This window comes from Porphyrobacter sp. TH134 (assembly GCF_002855495.1).
Taxonomy (GTDB): domain Bacteria; phylum Pseudomonadota; class Alphaproteobacteria; order Sphingomonadales; family Sphingomonadaceae; genus Erythrobacter.
Map to the genome: position 1 here is coordinate 24,169 of NZ_PKRO01000011.1, position 11,690 is coordinate 35,858.

General features: G+C 62.5%; 12 protein-coding genes. All 12 read right to left on the reverse strand.

Annotation, left to right across the window (positions count from 1 at the left end):
- Positions 1–176 precede the first annotated feature (176 nt).
- Complete coding sequence (rseP, locus tag C0V72_RS06980) at positions 177–1,274, reverse strand: RIP metalloprotease RseP (RefSeq protein ID WP_101792675.1); 1,098 nt, start codon at positions 1,272–1,274, stop codon at positions 177–179.
- 16 nt (positions 1,275–1,290) lie between these two features.
- Positions 1,291–2,457, reverse strand: a complete 1,167-nt coding sequence (gene dxr, locus C0V72_RS06985; RefSeq protein WP_101792678.1) for a 1-deoxy-D-xylulose-5-phosphate reductoisomerase — start codon at positions 2,455–2,457, stop codon at positions 1,291–1,293.
- A 7-nt stretch (positions 2,458–2,464) separates the two neighbouring features.
- A complete protein-coding gene (locus C0V72_RS06990; RefSeq protein ID WP_101792681.1) occupies positions 2,465–3,232 on the reverse strand; it encodes a phosphatidate cytidylyltransferase in 768 nt (255 codons plus the stop codon).
- On the reverse strand, positions 3,219–3,860 hold the full coding sequence (gene uppS, locus C0V72_RS06995; RefSeq protein ID WP_233999829.1) for a polyprenyl diphosphate synthase: 642 nt from the start codon (positions 3,858–3,860) through the stop codon (positions 3,219–3,221). Before uppS ends, C0V72_RS06990 begins: the two co-directional genes overlap by 14 nt.
- Before the next feature lie 65 nt (positions 3,861–3,925).
- Positions 3,926–4,483, reverse strand: a complete 558-nt coding sequence (gene frr / locus C0V72_RS07000; protein WP_101792687.1) for a ribosome recycling factor — start codon at positions 4,481–4,483, stop codon at positions 3,926–3,928.
- Between the two features lie 23 nt (positions 4,484–4,506).
- Positions 4,507–5,226: a UMP kinase gene (gene pyrH, locus C0V72_RS07005; protein ID WP_101792690.1), complete on the reverse strand. Its 720-nt coding sequence runs from the start codon at positions 5,224–5,226 to the stop codon at positions 4,507–4,509.
- 171 nt (positions 5,227–5,397) lie between these two features.
- A complete protein-coding gene (tsf, locus tag C0V72_RS07010; protein ID WP_101792692.1) occupies positions 5,398–6,324 on the reverse strand; it encodes a translation elongation factor Ts in 927 nt (308 codons plus the stop codon).
- Positions 6,325–6,465: 141 nt separating this feature from the next.
- Complete coding sequence (gene rpsB / locus C0V72_RS07015) at positions 6,466–7,248, reverse strand: 30S ribosomal protein S2 (RefSeq protein ID WP_101792695.1); 783 nt, start codon at positions 7,246–7,248, stop codon at positions 6,466–6,468.
- 530 nt (positions 7,249–7,778) lie between these two features.
- Positions 7,779–8,570: a CDP-diacylglycerol--serine O-phosphatidyltransferase gene (gene pssA, locus C0V72_RS07020; protein WP_101792792.1), complete on the reverse strand. Its 792-nt coding sequence runs from the start codon at positions 8,568–8,570 to the stop codon at positions 7,779–7,781.
- 119 nt (positions 8,571–8,689) lie between these two features.
- Positions 8,690–9,442, reverse strand: coding sequence for a phosphatidylserine decarboxylase (locus C0V72_RS07025; RefSeq protein ID WP_101792698.1), 753 nt, complete (start codon positions 9,440–9,442; stop codon positions 8,690–8,692).
- 49 nt (positions 9,443–9,491) lie between these two features.
- Positions 9,492–10,664 (reverse strand): beta-ketoacyl-ACP synthase III, encoded by a 1,173-nt coding sequence (locus tag C0V72_RS07030; protein ID WP_172438942.1) that lies wholly within the window; start codon positions 10,662–10,664, stop codon positions 9,492–9,494.
- A gap of 12 nt (positions 10,665–10,676) precedes the next feature.
- On the reverse strand, positions 10,677–11,606 hold the full coding sequence (locus C0V72_RS07035) for a LysR family transcriptional regulator (protein ID WP_101792701.1): 930 nt from the start codon (positions 11,604–11,606) through the stop codon (positions 10,677–10,679).
- Positions 11,607–11,690 lie beyond the last annotated feature (84 nt).

Consider the following 11,690-nt stretch of genomic DNA (forward strand, 5'->3'; position numbering starts at 1 on the left):
ATGATGCTTGCCATCAGTGACGTGACATCGTGTCAGCAACCTTTCGCGCATCGTGCGCGCCAACCCATCCCGGCGCCCGCCTCTGCCCCATGTCCCCACCGCAATCAAGCCGCGTGGCACCAGATCGCCCCTGCGGCGAGACCTTTCACCGACAAAAGCGCCGCAGTCCGCCTGCCTCAGCTTCCGAAGATCGGCAGCGCCACAATGTCATTCACCGTCACCACCACCATAAGCATCAGCACCAGCGCAATGCCAGTGCGGTAGGCCCATTCCGTCGCCTGCGGCCCCACCGGCTTGCGGCGGATTGCCTCGGCCGCGTAGAACATCAGGTGCCCGCCATCGAGCGCGGGGATTGGCAAGAAATTGATGAATGCCAAATTAAGCGAGATCAGCGCAGCAAAATGGATAAAGGCCGCAGCCCCCATGCTCATCTGCTCGCCCGAATATTTTGCGATCTTGAGCGGACCGCCCAGTTCCTTGACCGAACGCTCGCCTATGACAATCTGCTGGATGCCGGTGATCATCATCCCGGTGAAGTCCCAGCTTTGCCGGATACCGAGCGGGATGGCTTCAAATACGCTCACCTTTTCAAGTTCGTACTTGCCGCCTGCCGGAGCAACGCCAATCAACCCCTCGGTGCTGACATTGCCAAAGCTGTCGGTATTTTCGACCCGCGCAGTAGCAAAGCTATAGTCGATTGTGCTGCCAGCACGCTCCACCGTAAAGACCATCTGCTTGCCCGGATTGAGCGCGATCTTGGTTTTCATATCGGTGAAATCGCGGATCGGGCGACCATCAATCGCCACCACGACATCGCCCACTTTCAGCCCTGCGGCCTCAGCCACGCTGCCTTCGCTGAAAGCACCGATGGTGCGCGAATCCTCTTCGCCGACAATCACAGGCTTGCCGATGATCGCAAAGAAAGCGGCAAAAATGGCAATCGCAATCACCAGATTGGTGACTGGCCCGGCTGCCACAATCAGCGCGCGTTTCCACAAGGCGGCATGCTGAAAGCTGCCCTCTTCGACGGGCGCAGCCGGATCGGGCACGCTGGCCGGGTTCATGTCGCCCTTGAACTGAACATAACCGCCCAGCGGCAGCGCGGACAGTTTCCAGCGAGTGCCCTGCTTGTCGGTAAAGCCGACCAGTTCCTTGCCGAACCCAACCGAGAATGCATCGGCCTTTACGCCGAACAACCGGCCCATCAGCAGGTGGCCAAGCTCATGCAGAGTAACGAGCGGCCCGAGCAACAGCAGGAAGCCGATCACATACATCCAGAAAGGGGGCGATTCAAACAAGGGCGTTGGTCTCCAGCAGGCTCAACGCTTGCCTGCGAGCAGATTGATCGACAGCGAGCACTTCTTCAAGGCTGGCAGGGCGCGGCGCATCGTTGCTGCGCTGGAGCGTCTCTTCCACCAGTGCGGCAATCCGGGTGAACGTGATCTGACCGCCAAGAAACGCAGCGACCGCGACTTCGTTGGCCGCATTGAGGATCGCGGGCGCGCTCCCGCCAGCGCGAATCGCCTCGCGCGCCAGGCGGGTGGCGGGAAAGCGGGTCTCATCGGGCGGAAAAAACGTGAGCTCGCCAATCGCTGCCAGATCCAGCGCGGGCAGCGGCGTTTCCATCCGCTGCGGCCAGGCAAGGCATGACGCAATCGGCACGCGCATGTCGGACGGCCCAAGCTGGGCCAGCGTTGACCGGTCGCGGAATTCGACCATTGAATGGATCACGCTTTGCGGATGGACGACAATGCCCAGCTTATCCAGTCCGACCGGGAACAGGTGATAGGCCTCGATATACTCGAGCCCCTTGTTCATCATCGTTGCGGAATCGACACTGATCTTGGCGCCCATCGACCAGTTGGGGTGCGCTACAGCCTCGGCCGGGGTCGCCGCATCAAGGCGGCTTTGCGACCATGTCCGCAGCGGCCCGCCGCTGGCGGTCAGCGTGATTTTGGACACATCCTCGATCCGGTTGCCCTGCAAGCATTGGAAGATCGCGTTGTGTTCAGAATCGGTCGGCAGCAGGGTTGCGCCGTGGCGAGCGACGGCTTGCATCAACACCTCACCTGCCGAGACGAGCGCTTCCTTGTTGGCCAGCGCGATGACGCCGCCACGCTCGACCGCCGCCATGACAGGGGCAAGCCCGGCACAGCCGACAATCGCCGCCACGGTCATGTCTACCGGACGCTGAGCTGCTTCAACCAGCGCTGCGCGCCCGCCTGCCGCTGCAATGCCACTGCTGCCAAGCGCCTCGCGCAATGCCGGCAAACACGTTTCATCACCCACGACGGCGAGCTTGGCCCCAAATTCGATCGCCAGCGCAGCCAGCTCTGTCGCGCTGCATTGCGCCGTCAAAGCGTCAACCTGCCAGGCATCGCGGTTGCGCCGCACCAGATCCAGCGTCGATGCGCCAATCGAGCCGGTAGCGCCAAGCAGGGTTATCGAACGGGTCATTGCCGCATCATCCCAGCAAAAGGGTGACTTGTTCAATCACAAACAGCACAAAAAACACAGCGAGGAACCCGTCCAGCCGGTCAAACAAGCCGCCGTGCCCCGGAATGAGGCTGCCCGAATCCTTTACGCCCGCGCGCCGCTTCATCCAGCTTTCGAAGAAATCGCCCGCCTGAGCGATTACGGCAATAACGATCCCGCCCACCACCGCGCCGGCCAGCACCATCCCGTTGTAACCGGCAAAGATTGCCCCCGGACCGATATCGGCCACTTCGCTCACCACGCCCACCAGCGCCGACAGCACCGCCCCGCCAGCCAGCCCGGCCCAGGTCTTGGCAGGACTGATCTTCGGCGCGATTTTGGGGCCACCAATGGCGCGGCCAGCGAAATATGCGCCCACATCGACCGCCACCACCGGCAGGATGAAGCCCAACAGAACACCAAGCGGCGCATAACCCGCCAGATCCGGGTCAAGCGGCAGCACCTGCCGCCCGTTGCGTACCGCCATGATCGCATAGGCCGCGCCGCCGATATAGAGCACCCCGGCGAAGAACCACAGCGTCTCACCAATCCCGCCCAAGCCAAAGCGGCCGATCAGCTTGTTCCATTCCCACAAGGCGCCAAGCGCCAGCAGCGCGACAAACGCGGTCCAGAACCATCCGCCCAGCCACAGCGCCCCGCCCGCCAGCACCAGCATGACGATAGCCGAGCCGAGCCGCACCGGCAGGTCGCTTACCCCTGCCGCAGTATCACCCACCCGCGCCTCACCGTCCGCCATAGCGCCGCTCCCTCCGGGCAAAATCATCCAGCGCCTGCGACAGGTGCGCAGGCTCGAAATCAGGCCACAGCGTATCGACAAACAGCATCTCGGCATAGGCCGCCTGCCACAGCAGGAAGTTCGAGAGGCGGATTTCGCCGCTGGTTCGGATCAACAGATCAAGCGGCGGCAGATCGGCAGTATCGAGCTGCGCCGCGATGGTTCCGATTGTCACCTCGCCCAGTGCCGCGGCCTTGGTCGCAGCGCGCGCGATTTCGTGCTGACCGCCATAATTGAGCGCCACCGCGAGCGTCTGCTTGCCGTTCGCAGTCTGCGCCAGCGCGTCTTCCAGCATCGCGACAATATCGGGCGCCAGGCTCTGCCAATCGCCGATGATCTTCAGCTTCACATTATTGGCAATGAATTCGGGCAGATCGGATTTGATGAACCGGCGCATCAGGTTCATCAGATCATCGACCTCGTCTTCCGACCGCTTCCAGTTTTCCGAGGAGAAAGCATAAAGCGTCAGGCATTCAAGCCCGGTGCCTTCGAGCGAGCGCACCAGCCGGCGCACCGCTTCCACGCCGCGCTGATGACCCACCGCGCGCGGCAGGCCCCGTTTCTTGGCCCAGCGGCCATTGCCATCCATGATGATGGCCACGTGTCTGGCGCGCGACTGATCCAAGCCCTGTCCTTACAACCCCCGAGCCAGCATCACTGCGTCAGGATTTCCTGTTCCTTCTTGGCGGCGGCCTCGTCGGTTTCCTTGACGTATTGATCGGTCAGCTTCTGAACCTGCTCTTCGGAACGCTTGCGATCGTCCTCGGAGATTTCCTTCTTCTTCTCGTCGGTCTTCAGGCTTTCCATCGCATCGCGGCGCACGTTGCGGATCGCGATCTTGGCCTTTTCGGCATATTGGCCGGCCAGCTTGGCGAGTTCCTTGCGGCGTTCCTGCGTGAGGTCAGGGATCGGCAGGCGCAACGTCTGGCCGTCGATAATGGGATTAAGGCCGAGGTTCGCGTGCGCGATGCCCTTTTCCACCGGCGTCATGTTCGACTTGTCCCACACCTGCACGCTCAGCATCCGCGGTTCGGGTGCGGAGACGGTGGCGACCTGCGAGAGCGGCATCATCGAGCCATAAACCTCGACCACGACCGGATCGAGCAAACTGGTGTTGGCGCGGCCCGTGCGCAGGCCCTGAAGATCGCTTTTCAACGCTTCGACAGCGCCCTTCATCCGGCGCTCGACATCGGCCTTGTCATATTGCGGCATGGCTGGGGTTCCTTCGGTTGTCTTTAGCTGTCTTGAACGATGGTGGTCGTGCCCTCGCCCGCCAGCACGCGGGCAAGGTTGCCTTTCTCGCGGATCGAGAAGACGACGATCGGGATCTTGTTGTCACGGCACAAGGCCACGGCAGAGGCATCCATGACTTTGAGGTTGTCGGCCAGCACGCGGTCATAGGTGACGGTGTCGAACCGCACCGCGCCCGGGTTGTGCTTGGGATCACTGTCATAGACCCCGTCGACGCTGGTGCCCTTGAGCAGCGCGTCGCACTTCATTTCGGCTGCACGCAAGGCTGCGCCGCTATCGGTGGTGAAATAGGGCGCGCCGACGCCAGCGGCGAAGATCACCACGCGGCCCTTTTCCAGATGACGTTCGGCGCGGCGGCGGATCACCGGTTCGCACACCTTGTCCATCTCGATCGCGGACTGCACGCGGGTCTGCACGCCGAGCTGTTCCAGCGCGTTCTGCATTGCGAGCGCGTTCATCACGGTCGCCAGCATCCCCATGTAATCGGCCTGCGCCCGGTCCATGCCCTTGGCCGCGCCCGCCATCCCGCGGAAGATATTGCCGCCGCCAATGACGAGGCAGATTTCGAGGCCCGTTTCCTTGGCCGCCTTCACCTCGGCAGCCAGTTCAGCGACGAAGGCCGGATCAATCCCGAACTGCTGGCCGCCCATCAAGACTTCGCCCGACAGTTTCAGGAGAACGCGTTTGATCGGCGGCAGGGACATGGGATGCGGGGCTCCGGGCTGGAATCTAGGCCGTGGGAATAGGTTCGGCGCACTTAACGGGCAATCCCCCGATGCGCAAAGGGTAAGGTTGCGCGGTGCACAACCGCGCGCAAGCAAACGGCCGCCGCAGCATCATACTGCGACGGCCGTTGCGATGCTTTGGCGCTGAAATCAGCCCTTGAGCGTGGCTGCCACTTCTGCGGCGAAGTCCACTTCTTCCTTCTCGATGCCTTCACCCAGCTGGAAGCGGGCGTAGTCCTTGAGCACGATGGGCGTGCCAGCGGCCTTGCCAGCCTGCGCGACCAGATCGGCGATGACGGTCTTGTTGTCCATCACGAAGATCTGGCTGAGCAGCGCGTTTTCCTTGGCGAACTTCTTCACCGCGCCGTCGACCATCTTCGCCTGCACGTCAGCCGGCTTGCCGGTTTCCGCAGCCTTTTCGGCAGCGATCTTGCGCTCACGCTCGATCACGTCGGCATCGAGACCATCAGCATCCAGCGCCATCGGGAAAGCGGCAGCCGCGTGCATGGCCAGCTGCTTGCCGAGCGGTTCGAGCACGTCCGCGCCGGCTTCGCTTTCCAGACCGATCAGCACGCCGATCTTGCCGAGGCCTTCGGCAGCGGCGGTGTGCATGTACGAAATGACCGCGCCCTTCTCGACCGACACGGTCTTGATGCGGCGGATCTGCTGATTTTCGCCGATGGTTGCGACGTTATCGGTCAGCTTTTCGGCAACAGTGCCACCTTCCGGGTAGGCCGCCGCCTTCAGCGCTTCAACATCGTCGGTGCCAAGGCCAAGCGCCACAGCGGTCGCGTTGCGCACAAAGCTCTGGAACTGGTCGTTCTTGGCGACGAAATCGGTTTCCGAGTTGACTTCGACGGCCACGCCCTTGGTGCCCTGCACCAGCACGCCGACGAGGCCTTCAGCCGCCGTGCGGCTCGACTTCTTCTGAGCGGTGGCGAGGCCCTTGGCGCGCAGCGCATCAACCGCCGCTTCGATGTCGCCGCCCGCTTCGGTCAGCGCCTTTTTGGCGTCCATCATGCCAGCGCCAGTGCGCTCGCGCAGCTTCTTCACGTCGGCGACGGAAAAATCGGCCATGAGAAATTCCTTTTCGTGTGGTGTTCGGGCGCCCGGCCTGCCGGTCCCGGGTGGGAGGGCAATGCCGGGCGCGCTAAAGGGGTAATGTGACGGGCGATTGACGGAGGAGCTCTATTACCCGCCCCTCTCACCCGAGCAGGATCAGGCTTCGGTTTCTTCCGCAGCCGGCGCGTCAGCAATGACGGCTTCGGCCGGAGGATTGGCCATCGCGCCGAAATCGCTCGATACGTCGGCCTGGAACTTGCCCTTGCCGGCCAGCGCCGCCTCACCAATTGCCTGGCAGTACAGACGCACCGCGCGGCTGGCATCGTCATTGCCCGGAACCGGGAAAGCGATGTGGCTGGGATCGACGTTGGTGTCGAGGATGCCGATCACCGGAATGCCGAGGACGGCGGCTTCCTTGATCGCGAGGTCTTCCTTGTTGGCGTCAATCACGAACATCACGTCCGGAATGCCGCCCATGTCGCGGATACCGCCGAGCGAGGCTTCAAGCTTTTCACGCTCACGGGTGAGCTGAAGCACTTCCTTCTTGGTGAAGCCCGAGACATCGCCCGAAAGCATTTCCTCAAGCGACTTCAGACGGCGGATCGAGCCCGAAATCGTCTTCCAGTTGGTGAGCATGCCGCCCAGCCAACGGTGGTTGACGAAGTGCTGGCCCGACATGCGTGCAGCTTCTGCGATAGGCTCTTGTGCCTGACGCTTGGTGCCGACGAACAGCACCTTGCCGCCCGAACGCACGGTCGATTCGACGAAGTCCAGCGCGCGCGCGAACAGCGGGACGGTCTGCGACAGGTCGATGATGTGAACACCGTTGCGCGCGCCGAAAATGTACGGCTTCATGCGCGGGTTCCAGCGGTGGGTCTGGTGGCCGAAGTGAGCGCCGGCCTCGATCAATTGCTGCATCGTGACGACAGGTGCCGCCATAGGTAATTCCTTTCCGGTTGTTCCTCTGGAAGGCTGGAACCGCGTCGCGGAGATCCCGCAGACGGCACCGGTATGAACGCCTTCCATGCGAATTCGCATCCGTAACGGGCGATTTGCCCCTCGGTTGCGAGCGGGCCCTTAGCGGGGCAAGCGCATCAAATCCAGCCCTGAATAGCCCTATCCGTCAATTTCCGGACCAGTTCGGTCACAAAGCCGCTTGACACTGAAGAACATGTAGGGAACAAAGCCTCAGGAACAAAAAACGAACGAATGAGCGTAAAGGACAATCATGATGCTCGCACTCGCCATTTCTGCGCTGTTTACCGCCTCGGGCATCCTTGCCATCTGGGTGATTGCTGACGCATTGTCGACGGCGCGGGCGGCCTATGGTCGGCTGATGCGCGAAGGCGCGATTATGCGCGCCGGGTTTGCGCTTCAATCAGCGGCATTGGAGATGCAGTTGCGCCCCGCCCCTGTTCGGCCTGCCCCCCTTCGCCCCGCTCCCGCTCGCCTCGCAATCCCTCGCAGCGTTACAGCACGCCAGCGCCCGGCGCGCTTGCAGTTGCTGTCGCTTCAAGCTGGCGCCGCCGCTTGATCCTGCCGTATTTGACGAGGCCATAGGGCATCAGCGCCAGATAGGTGAGGCTGATGGTGGCCAGCGTCCACCATGGCTCAAGCAGCAGAGCAGCAAAAGCAAGGCCCGTAAACGCGATCAGGGGCAGACGAATGGAACGGCGCGGACGCAAGGAACCCCAGCTGATCGTTGCCATGTTCGATATCATTAGAATGGCGATGACTGTGAGCCACAGTGTCATCAGGACCGGATCGCGAAACAGTTCGTAGCCGGTCTCATGCCACAGATAAAACGGGGTAAAGGCCAGCCCCGCGCCAACTGGCGCTGGAACACCTGTCAAAAATCCGGCCGATTTATGCGGTTGTTCGTCCACATCGATCCGGGCGTTGAACCGGGCAAGACGCAGCGCGCAGCAGATCGCAAAGGCAAGGGCTGCAAACCAGCCAAACCGCGGCCAGTCCTGCAACGACCACAGAAACAGGATCAGCGCCGGAGCGACACCGAACGAAAGCGAATCCGCCAGACTGTCAAGTTCGGCGCCAAAGCGTGACTGGGCATTCAGCAGCCGGGCAATCCGCCCGTCGATCCCGTCAAGGATGCCGGCCAGCACCACTAGCGCGATGGCATAGGTCCACTGCCCATCAATCGCAAAACGGATCCCTGTCAGCCCAGAGCACAGCGCGGCTGACGTGATCGCATTGGGGAGCATCGCTCGCAATGTCAGCCCCCCGCTGACAACGCTGCCCATGGCAGGCACGTCGTCGTCGTCATCCTCTGCCGCCTTTGGCCCAAGCCGGGCGGGCAGGAATCGTGATCCGGGCAGCTTGCGCCGACCGCGCTGGCCGGGCGGAGTCGGAACGGGGCGGCTCACTGGGAAATTCCTTCGATCAATCCGCGCCGGCCAACCTCGGCAATCACAGTTTCGCCGGCGATGACGGTCTGTCCGATCATGACGGCCGGATCGGTTCCGGCCGGCAGATAGACATCAACCCGGCTACCGAACCGGATAAGCCCGACCCGCTGGCCCTTGGCCAGCATATCGCCCGGTTTCACAAACGGCACGATCCGCCGCGCCACCAACCCCGCGATCTGGGTGAAGCCGATTTTCAGCCCATCAGTCCGCTCGATCAAAATGTGCTGGCGCTCGTTTTCGTCACTCGCCTTATCGAGATCGGCATTCATGAAGCGGCCGGGAATATAAACCACGCGCCGCACTGTCCCGCCCACGGGCGTCCGGTTGATGTGGACATCGAACACACTCATGAAGATCGATACCCGCGTGACCGGCCCGGCAGGCAGGCCTGCCACGCCCGATCCGTCGTCGATCTGCAATTCCACCGGCGGATCGACCTCGGTAATCAGGGTCACCAGACCATCGGCAGGCGAGATTATCACAGCATCGCTTTGCGGCACCACCCGTTCCGGATCTCGGAAAAAGGCAAATACTCCGATGCTGAACAGCAACAGCGGCCAGCCGATCATGTCCCAACCCAGCACCAGCAGCACAAACAGGCTCACGCCTGCCGCAATGAGCCCGAACTTGCGACCCTCCGGATGGATCGCGGGCCAGCCCCAGCCAGCCTCGCCGCGGCCCTTGTTATCGAGAATTTCGCCTGCCATCGTTCCGCTTCTAGGGCGAGGCGTCCCACCCCGCAAGGCAGGTCGGCCCTCAGGCAACCTTGCGTACGAACACCGTGCCGGCAGAATAGCCTGCCCCAAAGCTGCAAATCAGCCCGGTGTCACCAGCCCGCAGATCATCACTGTGCTGGTGGAACGCAATGATTGACCCCGCGCTGGAGGTATTGCCGTAGGTATCCAGCACGGTCGGACTTTCATCCTCGCTCGCCTCGTGGCCGAGCACCTTGTGCGAAATCAACCGGTTCATGCCGGCATTGGCCTGATGCAGCCACAGGCGACGCAGGCCTTCGGGATCAATCCCCAGCCGGGTCGCTTCATCAAGGATCATCTGTGCCACCATCGGCACGACTTCCTTGAAGACCTTGCGCCCTTCCTGGACGAACAATTTGTCCGCTGCATCCGCGCTGCCAGGCGCGGCGCGGTTGAGGAAGCCGAAATTGTTGCGGATGTTGTTGGAAAAGACGGTCTTCAGCCTGGTGCCGAGAATATCCCAATGCTGCACAGGCGCGATGGCGGCGTCTTCCACCAGCACGGCGGTGGCGACATCGCCGAAGATGAAGTGGCTGTCACGGTCGCGCCAGTTGAGGTGGCCCGAGGTGATTTCCGGGCTGACCACCAGCACAGAACGCGCATTGCCCGCACGGATGTAATCGGCTGCCGTCTGGATGCCGAAAGTTGCCGAGGAACACGCCACATTCATGTCAAAGCCAAAGCCCTCGATCCCCAGCGCCTGCTGGATTTCGATCGCCATCGCCGGGTAAGGGCGCTGCATGTTCGAGGCCGCGCACAGCACCGCGTCCACATCGTCCGGCTTGCGCCCTGCCCGCTCCAGCGCCTGACGTGCCGCTGCCACGCCGATTTCGGCCATGATCGACAATTCGTCATTGGGCCGCTCGGGCAGGCGCGGGCACATGGTGGCCGGATCGAGGATCGCCGCCTTGCTCATCACGTGGCGCGATTTGATCCCGCTCGCCTTTTCGATGAATTCGGCCGAGGAATAGGTCAGAGCTTCCGCCTCGCCGGCCGCAATCGCATCGGCATGGGCGGCATTGTGGCGGTCAACGAAGGCGTTGAAGCTCGCAACGAGTTCGTCGTTGCTGATGCTGTCGGCAGGGGTGAACAAGCCGGTGGCAGAGATGACCGGGCGGCCCGTCAGCGTGGCGGTGGGGGGAGATTGCATTTCCTGCATGGGACTTTCTTGCATGGGACGCGCGCCTTACTGCCCGCGGAATGCTGCGGCAAGCCCTGCGGCTGCATCAGGCGCGGCGCCCCTTTCAGGATCCAGCACTTCGCGCAGCAAGGGATTGGGAAAGGTGCGCGCGATGGTGACGGCATGGAACTCTTCCGTGATGCCCGGCAATTGCATCAATTCATACAGCGTGCCTGAGGCCAGTTCGTCGCGCACCACGATCGGAGGGATGACAGCCACACCGGCATCAGCGCGTGCCAGCAGGCGCAGCATCGCCATATCATCCGCTTCAGCGGCGATGCGCGGGACAATGCCCATCCGCTCCAGCATCGCGTCGAACCCGGCGCGCAGCGCGGTTTCGGGCGTCGGCAAGATCAACGGCGCATGGGCTAGCAGCATCGGCAAGCCCTGCGCGGCGAGCGCCAGCCGCGCCCGGGTGCCCACAAGACTGACCGATTGTTCCGCAATCCGCCGCACGAGATAGGGACTAGCCGCATCGCGCGCGGGCACCTGATTGGTCAGCAGCACGTCGATCCTTAGCGCATCAAGCGCGCGCAGCAGGCTGGACTGGGTGCCCGATCGCAGCACCACCTCGACATCGTCGCGCCCGATCAGCGGGGCAAGAAAGCCCATCTGGAAATTGCGTGACAGTGTCGCCAGCGCACCGATGCGCAGCACCTTGCGCTGCCCACCCACCGCCCGAAAGGTGGCGGTCAGCTGTTCGGACGCGCGGAAGATCTGCTCGGCATAATCAAGCGCGATCCGCCCGGCTTCGGTCAGCACCAGATTGCGCCCGCGCCGTTCAAACAGATCATGGCCAAGGTCAGCCTCCAGCGCCTTGATCTGCGTCGACACCGCGCTTTGCGAGATGTTGAGCGCTTTGGCAGCCGAGGTCAGGGTGCCTTCGCGCGCGACCGCCCGAAACAGACGCAGGTGGTGGAGATTGAGGCTCGCCATGGTCGAATACCCGCTTAATCGTTCGCTTGAACCGAACGTTCGACCGCAAAATATGAATTTTTCTTGGTTTCGTCCACCCCCTAC

Bases quoted from the DNA above. Each gene is read 5' to 3' on its own strand.
- uppS (WP_233999829.1), bottom strand. From the start codon at position 3,860: ATGGATGGCAATGGCCGCTGGGCCAAGAAACGGGGCCTGCCGCGCGCG.
- pyrH (WP_101792690.1), bottom strand. From the start codon at position 5,226: ATGTCCCTGCCGCCGATCAAACGCGTTCTCCTGAAACTGTCGGGCGAA.
- pssA (WP_101792792.1), bottom strand. From the start codon at position 8,570: ATGGGCAGCGTTGTCAGCGGGGGGCTGACATTGCGAGCGATGCTCCCC.
- C0V72_RS07025 (WP_101792698.1), bottom strand. From the start codon at position 9,442: ATGGCAGGCGAAATTCTCGATAACAAGGGCCGCGGCGAGGCTGGCTGG.
- tsf (WP_101792692.1), bottom strand. From the start codon at position 6,324: ATGGCCGATTTTTCCGTCGCCGACGTGAAGAAGCTGCGCGAGCGCACT.
- C0V72_RS07030 (WP_172438942.1), bottom strand. From the start codon at position 10,664: ATGCAAGAAAGTCCCATGCAGGAAATGCAATCTCCCCCCACCGCCACG.
- rseP (WP_101792675.1), bottom strand. From the start codon at position 1,274: ATGTATGTGATCGGCTTCCTGCTGTTGCTCGGGCCGCTCGTTACTCTG.
- C0V72_RS06990 (WP_101792681.1), bottom strand. From the start codon at position 3,232: ATGGCGGACGGTGAGGCGCGGGTGGGTGATACTGCGGCAGGGGTAAGC.
- frr (WP_101792687.1), bottom strand. From the start codon at position 4,483: ATGCCGCAATATGACAAGGCCGATGTCGAGCGCCGGATGAAGGGCGCT.
- C0V72_RS07035 (WP_101792701.1), bottom strand. From the start codon at position 11,606: ATGGCGAGCCTCAATCTCCACCACCTGCGTCTGTTTCGGGCGGTCGCG.
- rpsB (WP_101792695.1), bottom strand. From the start codon at position 7,248: ATGGCGGCACCTGTCGTCACGATGCAGCAATTGATCGAGGCCGGCGCT.
- dxr (WP_101792678.1), bottom strand. From the start codon at position 2,457: ATGACCCGTTCGATAACCCTGCTTGGCGCTACCGGCTCGATTGGCGCA.